This window comes from Acinetobacter sp. YH01018 (assembly GCF_013420295.1).
In the GTDB taxonomy this organism is placed as follows: Bacteria; Pseudomonadota; Gammaproteobacteria; order Pseudomonadales; family Moraxellaceae; genus Acinetobacter.
In genome coordinates, this window is record NZ_VOYL01000052.1 from 1 (window position 1) to 16,651 (window position 16,651).

Sequence of the window (16,651 nt, forward strand, 5' to 3'; positions counted from 1 at the left end):
GAAGCAGATGAAGTATAACTGGCGGGATTTTAAGGTGATGAAGGCAGATCAAATAGAGCGTTGGGTTGGGCAGATTTCAAAGGGTTTTGGTAATGAATACATGTTTACTTTTTAGTTGATACTTATGGTCACCTCATCTTAATATATTGATCATCATCATAATTTATTTTAAACCCTGATTCGCAATTTTATGTCTTTATCACTTGTTTCTGTTTTTATTAAATATTTAATACAAAAATATACAGTTTATAAAAATCATGATCAATGAATGAAAAGTACAGCCCATCTATTCGTAACTGTTCACATTTTTAAATATCCAAAATAATCAAAGCCCCCATTGGGGCTTTTTAAAGATGTTTCATCTTTATAACTTTTCAACCAAAATACGGTCGATTTGCTTTAAACCGGTATGCTTTTCATGATTCTTACGGCGGATCTTGATCACCTTGTCTTCCTGCAAGTCTTGCAGCATGAGTTCCACAGCAACCATAGCATCAAGTTCAAGGTCTGTACCAATCCATTTCTGTTCACCAGCATCCATCAGGACAATTTCATCATTAATCTGATCATAAAGGCTCATATTTTCCTCACTTGGGGCAATCATGCACCCCGGGCTGAATACTGTATGAATGAATTAATTTTAAACCTAGACGTTTAAATCATTCGTTACAAATCGTTATTTCTGCAATGAAAAACGCCCCTTTTGCTGGGGCGTCTTTTTAACCTGCTAATCGGATTGATTAAGCGGTAATGTCTTTTACTGCTGCAACAACCGCTTCAGTGGTAATATCGAAATATTGGTACAAGTCTTTCGCAGGTGCAGATTCACCGTATGTAGTCATACCGATCACTCGACCATCCAGACCCACAAATTTCCACCAGTAATCCACATGCGCAGCTTCAACTGCGACACGCGCACGAATATGAGATGGAAGAACCGCTTCACGGTAAGCAGCATCCTGTTTCACAAACTCTTCGGCACATGGCATAGATACTACACGTACACCATCAAGCTGTGCATAAGCTTCCATTGCCAATGAAACTTCAGAACCAGTCGCAATAATAATCGCTTTTAATTCACCTTTTTCTTCAGCCAGCACATAACCACCTTTAGCAACGTTCTCAATTTGTGCTTGAGTACGGGTCTGGAATGGCAAGTTTTGACGAGAGAAAATTAATGCTGTAGGACCTTCGCTACGTAACAATGCAGATTTCCAAGAAATAGAAGCTTCTACAGTGTCACATGGACGCCAGGTATTTAAGTTTGGTGTGCCACGTAAAGAGGCGATCTGTTCTACCGGTTGATGCGTAGGACCATCTTCACCCAGACCGATTGAGTCATGGGTATAAACATGGATGACACGCTGTTTCATCAATGCAGACATACGCACTGCATTACGCGCGTATTCCATAAACATCAGGAATGTTGCAACGTAAGGGATGAAACCACCATGCAATGCAACGCCGTTGGCAATTGCAGTCATACCAAATTCACGTACGCCGTAGTGAACATAGTTACCCGCTGGATTGTCTTGTACGCCTTGCGCACCTTTCCACAAGGTCAGGTTTGAACCTGCCAAGTCAGCAGAACCGCCCAAAACTTCTGGCAACAATGGTACAAGTGCTTGAAGTGCATTTTGGCTGGCTTTACGCGTCGCAATAGTTTCAGCTTTTGCATTTACTTCAGCGATATAAGCATCTGCTTTAGCGACGAAGTCAGCCGGTAATTCACCGCTTAAACGACGTTTAAGTTCAGCCGCTTCAGTTGGGTATTTTGCAGCATATGCAGCAAAAGTTTCATTCCATGCAGATTCAGATTGAGCACCTTTGTCTTTGGCATCCCAAGCTGCATAAACGTCAGCAGGAATTTCGAATGGACCTTCAGTCCAACCCAAAGCTTCACGCGTCAAGGCGATTTCGTCATTACCCAGTGGTGCACCATGACAATCTTCTTTACCTTGTTTGTTTGGTGAACCTAAACCAATAATTGTTTTACAGATAATTAAAGTCGGTTTAGCCGTTTCAGCTTTTGCTGCAACAGTTGCTTGACGGATCGCATCGCTATCGTGACCATCCACTTTAATCACTTGCCAACCATAAGCGTGGAAACGTTGTTCTGTATCGTCAGAGAACCAGCCTTCAACTTCACCATCAATAGAAATGCCGTTGTCATCGTAATAAACGACAAGTTTACCCAGACCCAAAGTACCTGCAAGTGAACATGCTTCATGAGAAACACCTTCCATCAAGCAGCCATCACCTAGGAAACAGTAAGTGAAGTGGTCAACCACTTTGATGTCGTCTTTGTTAAATTGAGCAGCTAAAGTTTTTTCAGCCAGCGCAAAACCAACCGCATTGGCAATACCCTGACCCAATGGACCAGTCGTGGTTTCAATCCCTGGTGCATAACCTAATTCAGGGTGACCTGGAGTTTTAGAATGTAACTGGCGGAAAGATTTTAAATCTTCAATAGAAAGATCATAACCGGTCAAATGCAATAGTGCATATTGCAGCATAGAGCCATGGCCGTTAGACAATACAAAACGGTCACGGTTGGCCCATTGCGGGTTTTGCGGGTTATGATTTAAAAATTCACGCCAAACGACATCAGCGATGTCTGCCATCCCCATCGGAGCACCTGGATGTCCTGAATTTGCTTTTTGCACAGCATCCATTGCCAATACACGAATTGCGTTTGCAATACGACGTTCGTTAAGCGGGGTTGTCATAGGTCAGAGTCCAACTAAATCGTTTAAAGAATATGATGAATAGGAAAATTCAAAGCTGGCTATATTGTCTTAAAAAAACAGCAAGGGGTAAAGTCTAATAGCTAACATTTCGGCATTTATTCACCACTGGACATATTTTAATGCAGGCAAAGCTCAATTTCACATCATTTGCAGCGACTTAGCGCATGAGTAAATACCTTGGCTTATTTAATCTAAAATTTATAGATGACATTTTAACGATTATTAATTGCATGAGAATGTTTTTTCACCAGTTCTTTTATTTCTTCATGTGGGAAAAATCAAGAAGATCCAACAATGATGAAAAACCTCTACTTTGTTATTGAATATAGGCTTTAAAGCTTTTCCTCATGTACAGAATATACAGAATCATTTTATTGCTTATTCTTTGATAAATGCCCACTACAGAATTGCAGGGTAAATTAAATTTAGGGCTGTAGTAGATAAGATTAAATTTCTGTCCAATTTAATAGTGTTTTAAGTTGTTGTTTTGGACTGCCATAGTTAAACCTAAATTCACATTCTTTAATAAACAATGGAAAGGCATTTCGGTCAATACCATTGTATTTTCTAAGTAATCTTTTAGCCTGATTCCAGAAGTTTTCGATGCCATTGATATGATTTTGACCATCAGCAAAATGGCTTGAATGATTGATGCGATGATGGCTAAAGCCATCGATATCCAAAGCATTATAACTATGCCAATGATCTGTATAAAATATGCTGTCTGGATTGATTTTCTTAGATATTACAGGCATTAATGTGCTTGATTTGGTATCAGGAACGATGATCGTATAAACTTTACCATTACGTTTAAGTAATCCAAAGACAATCACTTTGCCAGCTGCACCTCTTCCACGCTTTCCTTTGCGAACTCCACCAAAATAACTCTCATCTAATTCAATATGCCCTTGAAAAACTTCTAAGGCATCTTGGTCAAGATGATACATAACGACTTCGCGAATCTTCTTGTAGAATAGTGCTGCAGAATTGGATTGTATACCAAGTAAATCGGCAGCAGTTCGAGCTGTAACTTCAGCGACAAAAAACTCTAGTAGTTTTTTTGAGTTTTTTTTATTTAATTTACATCGAGTTATCTTCATAAAAATAGATTATCACAAAGCTAATCTACTACAGCCCCTTAAATTTTTTTGGCCTTACCCAATTGATGAATAAACATTCACAAGTCTCAAAAATGAATTTGATTCACTTTAAACAAAACTAACTGAAAAATTTAATTCCTCTTAACTTTATCGCTTCACTTTTATGAAGTTTCATCCCCTCAGGCTTTTTTCAAAATGATTTTTTGTCGAAGTTAATATATAACAATAATATATATAAATTTTTAAACCATTAAATATATTTATAATCGTTTTTGATTAAACAGAAATGCTTTTGAAGCAAGGATTAAATATTTGCTTAAGCAAATTTTTGTTATAAGCAAAATTACTGTTTCAGGCTCATTTTTAACGACTTATCAGTTTTTTAGATGCCCATATCAATTAAAAAGTCATTGAATTGAAATAAATTCATCCATTTTTATCGTCTAGAACTGGCCCAAAAGTCCAACTCGATGTAACATATTGCGTCTTTTGAATTAACTGTGATAGGACTTATGCGCGAGTACGCTGTATTTACCTCGGAATCTGTAAGCGAAGGCCATCCGGATAAAATGGCTGACCAAATCAGTGACGCTATTTTGGATGCAATCTTAAAAGAAGACCCTTATGCACGGGTTGCTTGTGAAACGCTTGTAAAAACGGGTGCGGTAGTACTTGCCGGTGAAATCACAACAACTGCAAATGTTGACTTTGAAGCAATCGTACGTCAAACCGTAAATGGTATTGGTTACCACCACTCTGACCTCGGTTTCGACGGTTCAACCTGTGCCGTGATCAACATGATTGGTAAGCAATCTCCTGAAATTGCTCAGGGTGTAGACCGCCAAAAACCTGAAGATCAGGGCGCCGGTGACCAGGGCTTGATGTTTGGTTATGCCAGCCGTGAAACTGACGTGTTAATGCCAGCTCCAATTTCATATGCACACCGCTTGATGGAAAAACAGGCTGAGCTACGTCGTAATGGCTCGTTACCATGGTTACGTCCAGATGCGAAAAGTCAGGTCACTTTTGCCTATGAAAATGGCATGCCTGTCCGTCTGGATGCTGTGGTACTTTCTACCCAACACGATCCTGAAATTTCACAAGCCAACTTGAAAGAAGCTGTGATTGAAGAAATCGTGAAGAAAATCATTCCTGCAGAAATGTTCCATGCAGACACCAAATTCCACATCAACCCGACCGGTATGTTTGTGATTGGTGGTCCTGTAGGTGACTGTGGTCTGACTGGCCGTAAAATTATTGTCGATACTTACGGCGGTATGGCACGTCATGGTGGTGGTGCTTTCTCTGGTAAAGACCCATCTAAAGTTGACCGTTCTGCTGCTTATGCAGGTCGTTATGTTGCGAAAAACATCGTTGCAGCTGGCCTGGCTGACAAGTGTGAAATTCAGGTGTCTTATGCGATTGGTGTTGCTGAGCCAACTTCAATTTCAATCAATACATTTAATACTGCAAAAGTGCCTGAAGAATTCATTATTCAATTGGTTCGTGAACACTTTGACTTGCGCCCATATGGTATTACCCGCATGTTAGACCTGATTCAACCGATGTACAAGCAAACTGCTGCTTATGGTCACTTTGGCCGTCAAGGTTCAGATACTGCATTTACCTGGGAAAAAACCGATAAAGTCGAAGCGCTTAAAGCCTCTGCCGGACTGTAATTTTTCCATCAAAAAGCCCACATTCTTGTGGGCTTTTTTATTTCTGCTTTAAAATAATATAGCAAAGCCTAAAATGTTATGATCAATCATCATTTTATGGCATAGGATAAAAACGTGGCTATTATTCTTCAAGTTGACTTCCCTTCTCAAGGTCCATTTGGCGAGGAAATGAGTCAAGCCTATCAACAACTTGCCGAAAGCATTAATCAGGAAGATGGCTTGCTATGGAAAATATGGACAGAAAATAGTGCCACCAAGGAAGCGGGCGGCATCTATTTATTTGACAACCAAGCCAATGCAGAAAAATACTTACACATGCACACTGCACGTCTGCAAAGTTTTGGCATCGATAATATTCGTGGAAAAATTTTTGAAGTAAATCAACCTCTGTCTACCATCAATCAGGCAGACTTTTTAAACATCTAAAATTGATCCACACTAAAAATCCTGACCATTAAAAATCAGGATTTTTTCAATCCTTCAAACTGAATCCTGTTATTGTCGGGTACTAATCACTTCAAGTACCGAAGGTTGCACAGGAACATCTTGATGATCCTGTAAATAAACCTGGACCATTTTAAAGAAAATCACGGCTGCCAGGCAGGTTAAAATACAAAAAATCCAGAAACCGTATGGACTTTTAATATTATGTGAACCGCAATTTGTACACTTTTTTTCGGTTGATTCAACAACCTTGTTACAACAGGCACAATGATATTGATATAACATAAGTATACTCCTACCACTTTCTACTATTTTTGTTTTTATTTTCCACCCTTAGCGCTTATGGACTGGCGTTTTAATAAAATATTAGGCCAGTATTTTTTGTGATACAAGCCTATTGAGTCACAAATAAAGCTGCCCAAGCCAAAATATTATCAAAGCCCAATTAACCTACTAATTTCTATAAAAATTATAAACCCTCAAAATAAAGAGTCCCTATTTGAAACACAAAACATCACCCTTAAATCTGTATATTTTAATCTTCTCCCTAAAGGCTCGTATTTTGAGTAAAATAACCCTGAATAACTTGAAAGGGAGGATCTTATGGTTCAACTGATTAAAAAAGGCGGCTTACGCGAACGTGCCAACCGTAGTCGCAGCTATAAAGGCTCAGAAAATACAGAAACGACCTTAAAACCCAATCGCTATTCTCAAGGCGAAAAAAATGAGGAAGTACGCACTGCTACTCCCTCATCTACTCCTGCGACTGATGCTATCAGCAAAGAGTATTAAAATATGGCAAGTACGTCATACCATAACCAGATGGCGAACATCAGAAATAACCCACCCGAAATCACATCAATATAACTGCCAGAACTCTGATAGGCCGTTTTAATTTTTGGCCTAGACAAAATCAGCATGAGCAAAGTAAAGACCAAAAAAGTTTGGATTGGGATAATAATGGCCAGCTGTGTTTTTAAATGGGTCGATGCGGATGAACTTAAGGCCAAAGAAAAGACACTACTAAAATAAATCAGCGTTTTAGGGTTGGAGAGATTGGTCAACAATCCCGATAAAAAATAATTTTGCGCATCTGATGTTGCAACCTGCTGACCATCCGTCTCTATGCCGGTGTGCTGTTTAAGGGTTGTTAAACCGCCATTCAGCATGGCCCAGCCCATCCGTGCCAGAAATAGCCCACCGACCAGCATTAAAATCTGTTGTATCCATGGAAATTGTTTAACCAGCACAGTAAAGCCCAGCAAGGTCAACACCACCCAAACCAGAATGCCGACTGAAATACCCAGAATAATCTTTAATGTATTGGCTCTTGAGGTCGATGCCGAACTTCTGGCAATCAATAAAACATCAGGTCCCGGGCTAAGCTGTGCAACAAAATGCAGTGCACAAATGGTCAAAAGCAGTGACATAGAAATAGTGGAGATTTTTAAAAAACGTATTATATCGTTTGTTTAATCTTTTGCATGATTGCAGCTTTAAATAATTTAGATAAAAATTCAGAACATAAAAAAGCCGAAGCATGATGATTCGGCTTAAAAAATATCATTTTAAAAATTATTTTTTCACATCTTTCAATTCAATTTTTTTCGCTTCAGGTGTTACTTCACGTGCTTCACCATCAATGATGCTGGAATCGCGATGCTGTGAACCGCCTTGCTGCATGCCTTGCATTTGACGCATTAAATCCGCAAATGGGTTTTGACCTTGAGCATCACCGCTCATGCCATTCATGTTGCCCATCATGCCACCCATCATTTTATCCATCATGGCTTGCTGACGTTTGGCCATGGTTTTCATCATGACATTTTTAAAGGCATTCTGAACGCCCGGAATCAAAATTAACAATGCCAGAACATCGGTAATTAAACCTGGAATCAGCAGGAAAAAACCGGCCAGAATTTTAGGCAAATTATTGGTCAATGCAGGATCGCCACTCATTTGTCCCATTTGCATTTGCTGCATTTGTGGCATTAAACCCGCTGAATATTTACGAATCAGGTTCATACCGATAAAAAAGGCTGCAACAAACCAGAAAAACACGTACCACATGCTGCCGACGAGGTCGCCCACGCCAATCCAGACAAAGACTTCCAGGATTAAGCCAACCAGTACAATAAGAAATAATTTCATGAAAATTAATCTAATCTCAACAAAATGAATAAGGTGTAGTCATTTACGGCTTAATCACCATCAAGCTTTTTTGCTACGCTTATGTAACAATATGGGCATTATTTTATTTTTAAAGGCTTTGCATGTCATTAATTATCGGTATTGACCCCGGTTCACGTTTAACAGGTTATGGCATCATCGAAAAAGATGGGCAGAAACTGACTTTTGTAGATGCAGGAACCATTCGTACCGAAACTCCGGAAATGCCTGAGCGTTTAAAACGGATTTTTGCAGGTGTGGAACGGATTGTTAAATTTCATGGCCCTACTGAAGCCGCAGTCGAACAGGTGTTTATGGCACAAAACCCGGACTCTGCTTTAAAACTCGGTCAGGCCCGTGGTGCAGCCATTGCGGCTTTGGTCAATCTGGATTTGCAGGTTGCTGAATATACGGCCCGCCAAATCAAGCAATCGGTCGTGGGTTATGGGGCAGCGGATAAAGAACAGGTACAGATGATGGTGATGCGGATTTTAAATTTAAGCATTAAACCACAGCAGGATGCTGCCGATGCACTGGCCGCAGCCATTTGCCATGCACATGCGTCAGGCAGCATGAGTAAAATGGCGGTACTGAATGCCTTAGGGGGCATGGCCCGTGGTCGTAGCCGATATAGTGTTCGCAGACGCTAAGTTCATTCATGAAAGATATGGCGCAAAATCCTGACGCATTTCCCGGACTGAGGGTTGCTTGCTATAGGTAAAAGTGATTCTCCGCCCAAAGTTCCTGAAGTTCTTTTTCTGGCTCGGATCAATTCGGATCAACACCAGCTCATCCAGTTCGTTAAGATGGTTAATTTCACAAATCATAATGGTTTGATTCTTTTCAATGACCTTATATTTGTTGAATTCTTTTTGCACAATGTCTTTAAATGACCTGCTCGCTGAACCTGTATCAGCGCGCTGCGTATAAATAATTATGAATAGATCTCTTCCATAAATCAAAAAATGTTCAATATTAGATATTTTAATCAGCACGGCCTCATTTGATTGAGTTAATTTTTTTTACTTTCTCGTAGGCAATCTCTCTACTTTTGAAAGGTCAAAAGTAGACAAAAACCTTTTGTTTCCCATACACGACGTCCTTGTCGTGATGGGAAACGTGTGGCATCCATGCCACACTCATCAATCTAATATCGACTAAAATCTATTTTCAATTTCAACTTTACGAACAATTTATAGTTTTTAAAATGATTTATGGATTTATGATAGCCACCACCAGATATTTATCCATCTTTCCCTCTTAACTCATTATTCTGATTGCGTTTTCATTGAGTACAATATTTTAAAATCTTTCAGGTTCGAATCTGGCTGAACGGGTGTTTGAATAATATGGGAAACTTCTGCCCGATAAGGCCCTGCCCAACTTCGCTACACAAGTTCCTGAATAGTCAGTTCATCACCGACAAGCATGGCCTCCACTTCACCCGTGGGCAAATTTTTCACATAACCTTTCAGTTCTAATTCCAGAGCCTGCTGTTCAAACCAGCGACGATAACCCACGCCCTGCACCTTACCCTGAATTAACAATTTTAGCGCTTTATTCATCACAGCTTCCTGTATTGACCACATGATATACCGCGTCATGCATATGATGTGCCTGCAAACCCCGCATGCCCTGCTTGGCAAGTAAGTCTCCCGCCAAAGCATGCAAAGTCACGATTTCATGCAAATGAATTTTCCCGGCAAATTGGGCTTTTAAACTTGCAGTCATACCGGCCAGGACATCCCCCATACCGCCAGTTCCCATGCCCGCATTACCGGCGGTACAAATCCACAGCTGATCTTGTAGAATCAGACTGCCTGAACCTTTCAGTACCCATTGTCCGGCATATTTTTCCTGAAGTTGATGAATGGCGGCTATCCGGTCGCTTTCAACTTCTTTGACCGAGCAAGCTAACAATTTTGCTGCTTCACCCGGATGTGGTGTGGCATAAGTATCCGATTTTAATGCTTCTGGATGCTCGGCTAGAAACCACAGTGCATCTGCATCCAGCACGACCTGTAAATGATCGGCGGCATTGATTTTAGGGAACCATTTAAAATATTGCTGTTCCGACCAGCTGTCACGGCCAAGTCCCATCCCGAAACTCACCGCATCAACATAATCTAAAAGTTGCTGAATTTCGACTTTAGTCAAGGCATTGATATCACGCAGCATGATATTCGGTGCACGGGCCAAAATCGCGGTGTGATGTTTTTCATGGCAGACAATGGTGACTTTGCCTGCACCCGCACTAAAGGCCGATTCTGCCGCCATCATCACTGCGCCGCCCATATTTTCATGACCACCCACCACCAGCACATGGCCATAACTGCCTTTATGACCAAAAGCCTCACGCTGTGGCAGAGAAATAGACCTTGGCGAAAGCTGGGCAATGGGCTTTAATTCAGCATCGGCAGGAATGAGGGAAATCACCTCCACCTGTCCGGCAAACTCTTTGCCTTGACCGGTAAAAAGTCCTGCCTTTAAGCCTAGCGCGGTATAGGTATAATCTGCCTTAATGGCACAAGGTAAAGGCTGACCGCTATTGGCGTGTAAGCCGCTTGGAATATCAATGGCGATTTTCAGACCTTTTTGAACATTAATTCCTTGAATGATCTGTTGCCAGTCTGCACCCAGCTCACGGTTTAAACCAATACCAAACAGTGCATCAATATAAGCGTCATATTTTTTTTGAAATGCAAACCCTGCATAGATGTTGATTTCAGCATCTACTGTCTCCTGATAGGCAGTGTTCAAATCTTTGGATGCACCCAATTCAGCAGCATAAATATCGACATCAAAACCGTATTGTTTTAGATATTTAGCCGTGAGATATCCATCTCCGGCATTATTGCCCTGCCCACAGCAAACTGCGATATTTTGTATATTCTGTTGCTGAAAAACAGGAACTAAGCGCCGTGCAATGCTCCAGGCCACTTGCTGCATGAGGCCATAAGAACTGTTTTGCCGGGCAAACCAGCGTTGCTCCCAGGCTTGAATACTTTGGCTATGATAAACAGGGCTATGGTAAACTTGCTGAGGCATTGTTCTTCCTTTTTTATATCATTATGGCTTCTTCCACAGCATCACAAAAAATTCCTTTAGATCAAACCGATCCTGAAGCGCTGAAGGCGTGGATTAAAGCCCAGGCATTGCAATTAGGCTTTAGTGATTGTGTCATTGCCAAACCGGATGCTCAAGAAGAATTGCCACGTTTTCAGGAATATTTAAAACGTGGCTACCACGGTGACATGAAATTTCTGCAAGAAAATCTAGAAAAACGTGCCGACCCGACTTTGCTGGTTCCGGGGACCAAAAGCATCATCTGTGTACGCATGAATTATCTGGTCGAAACACCTAAACCGCGTTATGTACCGGATGAACCGAATGCCGCCATCATTGCGCGTTATGCCCGTGGCCGTGATTACCACAAAACCATGCGCGGTCGCTTAAAGACTCTCGCCACGAAAATCCGGGAAAAGGTGGGAGATTTTGAATCCCGTCCCTTTGCGGATTCTGCGCCAATCTTTGAAAAGTCCTTGGCTGAAAATGCCGGCATGGGCTGGACCGGAAAACATACCCTGCTCATTCATAAAAAATCAGGTTCATTCTTTGTTCTGGGCGAGCTATTTACCTCGCTGGATTTGCCCTTTGATGGTCCAAGCAGCAAGCACTGCGGCTCGTGTACAGCGTGTATTGATATTTGTCCAACCCAGGCGATTGTTGAGCCCTACATGCTGGATGCACGTAAATGTATTGCCTATCTGACCATTGAATATCAAGGCATCATTCCTGAAGAATTGCGCCGCGGGATTGGCAACCGTGTATTCGGCTGTGATGATTGCCAGCTGATTTGTCCCTGGAACAGTTTTGCCAAGAAAGCCACAATTGAAGATTTTAATCCGCGGCATGGTCTGGATCAGGTGAGTTTACTGGACTTATGGCATTGGGATGAACAGACTTTTTTAGCCCATACCGAAGGTAGTCCACTACGGCGTACCGGTTACCAAAGCTTTATGCGTAATATTGCCATTGGTTTGGGTAATGCGCCTTTTTCCCGTGAAATTATGAAAACTTTAAAGCAAACTCGCGACCAGCATGATGAGATTGTGCAAGTCCATATTGACTGGGCAATTCAAGAACAGCGGGCCAAATCTAGTTCAATAATGAACCAGAATTAACAGCTGTCATTCCAGTTTTTTAATTTCAAGATACTGACAAAGTTTTGCCCTAATAAAAAACATAAACTCCAGATCAGGACAAACTTATAAAAATAATAAAAAAACTTTGCAGTGATATTTACATTAAACTGGTTCAGTTTGCGACTAAATATAAAATCTTACAATAAGCATAAATTTTAAAAACCCAGTGTGAGATACTCTTATTTTTGGTCGTTTATGCCTTTGGATTTGCCATAAATTATGTATGATAAACGCAATAATGAAGATGATTATGGAATTTCACTAATGAATGTACGTAATGACTGGACACGAGAAGAAATTCAGGATTTATATAACCGGCCTTTTTTAGATCTGGTTTTTGAAGCACAGCGCATTCATCGTGAACATTTTGCTGCAAATACCATTCAGGTCAGCACCCTGCTTTCAATCAAAACAGGTAAATGTCCGGAAGACTGTAAGTATTGTTCACAATCTGCACATTACGATTCAAAACTGGAAGCCGAAAAACGTATTGCCGTGGACAAAGTAATTCAGGAAGCCAAGGAAGCGCTTGCTTCTGGCTCATCACGTTTCTGCATGGGAGCCGCGTGGCGCAATCCGCATGAACGCGATATGCCCTATGTGCTGGAAATGGTAAGAGAAGTCAAGTCACTAGGTCTGGAAACCTGCATGACTTTAGGCATGCTTAATCAGTCGCAAGCAGAACGTTTAAAAGATGCCGGTCTCGATTACTACAACCACAATCTGGATACCTCACGCGAATATTATTCCAATGTGATCAGTACCCGTACCTTTGATGACCGTTTAAATACACTGGACTTTGTCCGTCAGGCCGGCATGAAAGTCTGTAGTGGCGGCATTGTCGGTTTGGGTGAAAGCAGCCAGGACCGTATTGGTTTATTGCATGAGTTAGCGACTTTAGCGATTCATCCTGAATCAGTACCCATCAATATGCTAGTGCCAATTGAAGGTACGCCACTGGCTGATGTGGAAAAACTAGATGTGACTGAATGGATTCGTACCATTGCAGTTGCCCGGATTATTATGCCTAAAAGCTATATTCGCCTGTCTGCAGGGCGAGAGTCTTTGTCCGATTCTGATCAGGCACTGGCTTTTATGGCAGGTGCCAACTCGCTTTTCTCAGGTGAGAAACTCTTGACCACACCGAATGCCGGTGAAGGTAAGGACAGACAGTTATTTAACAAGTTAGGTTTAATCGCAGAAAAAGCCAAACCAACAGTCAAAGAACTCTCTGTAGATGCAATGGCTAGTTAAACTGAGCAAATTCTAAAAAAGCCCTTTTAGGGCTTTTTTTATTTAACCCGAGGTAATTAACATGCCATAACGTGTATTTAAATAATTTCCCCGACGAATGATATCTGCTCCATTGGCATGGTAAACCACCAACTCCTGAGTAAAAGTGTCATGACTGAACGAATCAAAACAATCCTGATGATGACTTAACCAAACCAAAGTGTCTGCTAATTGATCAGTGACAATATAAGTATCTGCAGTAAAATCAATGCTCATAACTACAATTTTAAATAGGTCTAAATTGGTAGTTTAATCTTTTTTTCAATTGTTTCTAAGAACTAAAAAGTGAGCCCGAAGCTCACTTTGTAATGATCCCCATAGTTTCATTTAAAGCGGTTTATTGATGCCACACTTTCTGCATTCTTTATGTTCTCCGATCTCTTCCATATGCTCATACTCATACACATGTAAGCAAAATAATTTCATAAGTAATTGAAGCATTTTCTAAACTCCATCATTGTTTATTTTTTAAGTTCAGCTTCTATAATCTGATATTTCATCCTGAAACACCAAAGTGATCAAAAAAAGATCACGGTTATTTATTAACATATTTTTATGATAATTCAAATAACTTAACTCTAATTTTTAAGAAAATTACAAAATAAAATTCACTTAAGTGCTAAAGAGACGAGACTATCCTCAAAGGCAAGAAATTTTAATCAATCAATAATTTTAGTTTCTAGAAAAACCTTAATAAAGCAATATAAAACAATAGATTATTAAAAATAAAGACTATAATATGAATATGTAATTTTTGACTATCTAAGAAATAAAAGCTTCTTAATGAGACTTTTTTATTGCCTACCCTGCTTACACCATTTATTTTTGATTGCTTACATAGGATTTAGAATTAAAAAAGCACTCAAGAGAATTACTCTTAAGTGCTTGATTTATTTGGTGGGCCCACACGGACGAAAACATTCACCTACCGTATTGTTTTTAATGGATTAATTATTAATATAAAAATTTAGGATACAAGTCAGGATACACGATTCAAATGTTGTTTTTTTGATCAATTAAACTTTTTAACATCACTTTACTCCCCCACTCCAAAGCAAATCTTTATTGAACTTTTATAATACAAAGCTTAGAAGTGAAAGATGATCCGACATCAATATAATGGCAATTATCAATTTTAGTATATTCTTTTACGATCGTATGACCTAAATAGATTTCATTGATATTTTCAACAATATCATAATGGTTTGAGTAATTACGTATTCGTCCCCTACCCCAGAGTCCATTTGAATACGATGATGTGATCCCTGGAATTTTATAGTCACCTTTAAATATGTCTTGCTTAAAGATATTCCAGTCCTGGATATCAATGTCAGCATGAACGATGCCGATTTTTTTACTTTCTAGTTGAACTTCTATGACTAAAGGTAATTCTTTAAAGTAATTGATAATTTCTAGCTGCTTTTGCTGAGGCAACTTATAAAACCATTCCCCACCATTCCTTTCATGCATGTCTTTCATTTTAGGATCATACTGCCCGCGAATACACATTTCTTCATGATTACCGCGTACAGTTAAAAACCATGTTTGATCCAGTAATGAAATACATTCTAAATTTTCATTACCTCTATCGATGAGATCACCTGTACAGATCAATAGATCATTTTCGAAATCAAAATTAATCTTTTGAAGTTCTTGCATTAAAAGTTTATAAGAGCCATGAAGATCTCCTACGATATACAATCGTATCTGAGGATTTAGTTCGAAATGTAGAATTAAGCGATTAGTCATCAACTAATCCTATTTAATTATCCTGTATATAAGATATATATCTAATGACAATCTATCCACAAACTTTGATTTAAAGGTGTTATTCAGTCATGTTTTTTCGAATATCCCTTATACATTTCCTGAGCAACACCTTTCTAATTAACACTGAACCGTACCGGGTTTGTCGGAGACCAACTTTCCTGAGAGAATGTTCCGATGAAAAAACCAAAATATACCCCTGAAATCAGAGATAGAGCGGTTCAATTATTGATTGAATCCGAAAAAGATTATCCATCGAATTGGGCTGCAATCACTGCTATTGCTCCCAAGATAGGTTGTACTCCTGAAACACTGCGTGTTTGGTATTTAAAACATCTCGATCAACAAAATCCTATCAAAGTACAGCAGCTTTCAGATCAAGAAAAAATGAAGCAGATGGAACGTGAAATCAAAGAATTAAAGCGTGCCAATGAAATTCTACGTAAAGCAGCTGCTTTTTTCGCCCAGGCGGAGCTCGACCGCCCACACAAATAATGGTGGATTTCATCCATAACAATAAAGACTTATATGGTGTTGATGCGATTTGTAGGATTTTACCGATCGCAGCTTCAACCTATTACCGAACTTTAGATCTCGCGGACAATCCAGAACATCGAGCGAAACGAGATTTACATGACTTGCATCATGCTGAACAAATTAAACGAATTTGGAAGGAAAGTTCAGGTCGATATGGTGTACGTAAAGTTTGGCAAAAACTGAAACGTGAAGGCTATGTTATTGCGCGCTGTACAGTTGCTCGATTGATGCAAAAGCTAGGTATACAAGGTGTTTGGCGTGGGAAGAATAAACAAACTACCCGTAGCAGAGATGATCAAAAACGAGCGGATGACTTGGTGAAACGCAATTTTAGTGCTGATCAACCTGACCACCTGTGGGTCGCTGACTTCACGTATATTCAAACCAATTCAGGTTGGGTCTATACCGCCTTTATTATTGATGTGTTCTCGCGAGCAATTGTTGGATGGAAAGTATCAACACGGATGAATACAGACATGGTGCTCGATGCACTGGAGCAAGCATTGCATGATCGAGGCATGCCAAAGAACGTGATTCATCATAGTGACAGAGGCGTGCAATATCTTTCCATTCGTTATACCAATCGTTTAGAAGCAGCAAATTTACGAGCATCAGTCGGTACGACCGGTGATTCATACGATAATGCTTTGGCTGAAACGGTGAATGGCTTATACAAAACAGAGGTGATTGAATATTTAAAAGCGGAT

At 40.0% G+C, this 16,651-nt stretch carries 16 protein-coding genes, 2 pseudogenes and 1 other annotated feature; of the genes and pseudogenes, 7 read left to right on the forward strand and 11 right to left on the reverse strand.

Annotated features, from left to right (window positions below):
* Positions 1–364: 364 nt before the first annotated feature.
* From FTT83_RS13625 to FTT83_RS13635, 3 genes are all read right to left on the reverse strand, one after another.
* Positions 365–580 carry a hypothetical protein gene (locus FTT83_RS13625; RefSeq protein WP_180043107.1) on the reverse strand — a complete coding sequence of 72 codons (216 nt, stop codon included), beginning with the start codon at positions 578–580 and terminating at the stop codon, positions 365–367.
* A gap of 160 nt (positions 581–740) precedes the next feature.
* On the reverse strand, positions 741–2,729 hold the full coding sequence (tkt, locus tag FTT83_RS13630; RefSeq protein WP_180043108.1) for a transketolase: 1,989 nt from the start codon (positions 2,727–2,729) through the stop codon (positions 741–743).
* A 467-nt stretch (positions 2,730–3,196) separates the two neighbouring features.
* Positions 3,197–3,850, reverse strand: coding sequence for an IS1595 family transposase (locus FTT83_RS13635; RefSeq protein WP_180176754.1), 654 nt, complete (start codon positions 3,848–3,850; stop codon positions 3,197–3,199).
* Between the two features lie 512 nt (positions 3,851–4,362).
* Between FTT83_RS13635 and metK the strand changes: the two genes are divergently transcribed.
* Both metK and FTT83_RS13645 read left to right on the forward strand, forming a co-directional pair.
* Positions 4,363–5,529 carry a methionine adenosyltransferase gene (gene metK, locus FTT83_RS13640; protein ID WP_180176755.1) on the forward strand — a complete coding sequence of 389 codons (1,167 nt, stop codon included), beginning with the start codon at positions 4,363–4,365 and terminating at the stop codon, positions 5,527–5,529.
* 114 nt (positions 5,530–5,643) lie between these two features.
* The gene (locus FTT83_RS13645; RefSeq protein WP_180176756.1) at positions 5,644–5,955 is read left to right on the forward strand and encodes a monooxygenase; all 312 of its coding nucleotides are present in this window, start codon (positions 5,644–5,646) and stop codon (positions 5,953–5,955) included.
* A 69-nt stretch (positions 5,956–6,024) separates the two neighbouring features.
* Here FTT83_RS13645 and FTT83_RS13650 read toward each other — a convergent pair whose 3' ends face one another.
* Positions 6,025–6,258, reverse strand: a complete 234-nt coding sequence (locus tag FTT83_RS13650) for a hypothetical protein (RefSeq protein ID WP_180176757.1) — start codon at positions 6,256–6,258, stop codon at positions 6,025–6,027.
* Positions 6,259–6,576: 318 nt separating this feature from the next.
* Between FTT83_RS13650 and FTT83_RS13655 the strand changes: the two genes are divergently transcribed.
* Positions 6,577–6,765, forward strand: a complete 189-nt coding sequence (locus FTT83_RS13655) for a hypothetical protein (RefSeq protein WP_180043111.1) — start codon at positions 6,577–6,579, stop codon at positions 6,763–6,765.
* On the opposite strand, the gene FTT83_RS13660 is transcribed toward FTT83_RS13655, so the two are convergent.
* Positions 6,762–7,403, reverse strand: a complete 642-nt coding sequence (locus FTT83_RS13660) for a LysE family transporter (RefSeq protein WP_180043112.1) — start codon at positions 7,401–7,403, stop codon at positions 6,762–6,764. The genes FTT83_RS13655 and FTT83_RS13660 overlap by 4 nt on opposite strands.
* Positions 7,404–7,548: 145 nt before the next feature.
* A complete protein-coding gene (locus tag FTT83_RS13665; protein WP_180176758.1) occupies positions 7,549–8,124 on the reverse strand; it encodes an FxsA family protein in 576 nt (191 codons plus the stop codon).
* Positions 8,125–8,246: 122 nt separating this feature from the next.
* Between FTT83_RS13665 and ruvC the strand changes: the two genes are divergently transcribed.
* On the forward strand, positions 8,247–8,792 hold the full coding sequence (gene ruvC / locus FTT83_RS13670) for a crossover junction endodeoxyribonuclease RuvC (protein WP_092819320.1): 546 nt from the start codon (positions 8,247–8,249) through the stop codon (positions 8,790–8,792).
* A 6-nt stretch (positions 8,793–8,798) separates the two neighbouring features.
* Here the strand turns inward: ruvC and FTT83_RS13675 are convergent, their stop codons facing one another.
* From FTT83_RS13675 to FTT83_RS13685, 3 genes and pseudogenes are all read right to left on the reverse strand, one after another.
* Positions 8,799–9,020 carry a hypothetical protein gene (locus tag FTT83_RS13675; protein ID WP_257234910.1) on the reverse strand — a complete coding sequence of 74 codons (222 nt, stop codon included), beginning with the start codon at positions 9,018–9,020 and terminating at the stop codon, positions 8,799–8,801.
* Between the two features lie 390 nt (positions 9,021–9,410).
* Positions 9,411–9,707: pseudogene (locus FTT83_RS16155) on the reverse strand (acylphosphatase).
* Positions 9,700–11,190, reverse strand: a complete 1,491-nt coding sequence (locus tag FTT83_RS13685; RefSeq protein ID WP_180176760.1) for an NAD(P)H-hydrate dehydratase — start codon at positions 11,188–11,190, stop codon at positions 9,700–9,702. Before FTT83_RS13685 ends, FTT83_RS16155 begins: the two are co-directional and overlap by 8 nt.
* 23 nt (positions 11,191–11,213) lie before the next feature.
* Here FTT83_RS13685 and queG point away from each other — a divergent pair, with 23 nt between their 5' ends.
* Together queG and bioB are read left to right on the forward strand one after the other, a co-directional pair.
* Positions 11,214–12,326, forward strand: coding sequence for a tRNA epoxyqueuosine(34) reductase QueG (queG, locus tag FTT83_RS13690; RefSeq protein WP_180176761.1), 1,113 nt, complete (start codon positions 11,214–11,216; stop codon positions 12,324–12,326).
* A 285-nt stretch (positions 12,327–12,611) separates the two neighbouring features.
* Positions 12,612–13,601 (forward strand): biotin synthase BioB, encoded by a 990-nt coding sequence (bioB, locus tag FTT83_RS13695; protein ID WP_180176762.1) that lies wholly within the window; start codon positions 12,612–12,614, stop codon positions 13,599–13,601.
* A 42-nt stretch (positions 13,602–13,643) separates the two neighbouring features.
* Here bioB and FTT83_RS13700 read toward each other — a convergent pair whose 3' ends face one another.
* Both FTT83_RS13700 and FTT83_RS13705 read right to left on the reverse strand, forming a co-directional pair.
* Entirely contained in the window at positions 13,644–13,856 is a 213-nt protein-coding gene (locus FTT83_RS13700; protein ID WP_180043118.1) for a hypothetical protein, read from the reverse strand.
* 846 nt (positions 13,857–14,702) lie between these two features.
* Positions 14,703–15,389 carry a metallophosphoesterase gene (locus FTT83_RS13705; protein ID WP_180044703.1) on the reverse strand — a complete coding sequence of 229 codons (687 nt, stop codon included), beginning with the start codon at positions 15,387–15,389 and terminating at the stop codon, positions 14,703–14,705.
* 195 nt (positions 15,390–15,584) lie between these two features.
* Between FTT83_RS13705 and FTT83_RS13710 the strand changes: the two are divergent.
* Positions 15,585–16,651 (forward strand): annotated as a pseudogene (locus FTT83_RS13710) (IS3-like element ISAba2 family transposase); the annotation flags it as partial.
* Positions 15,860–15,976, forward strand: a sequence feature (AL1L pseudoknot). Its footprint overlaps the pseudogene before it by 117 nt.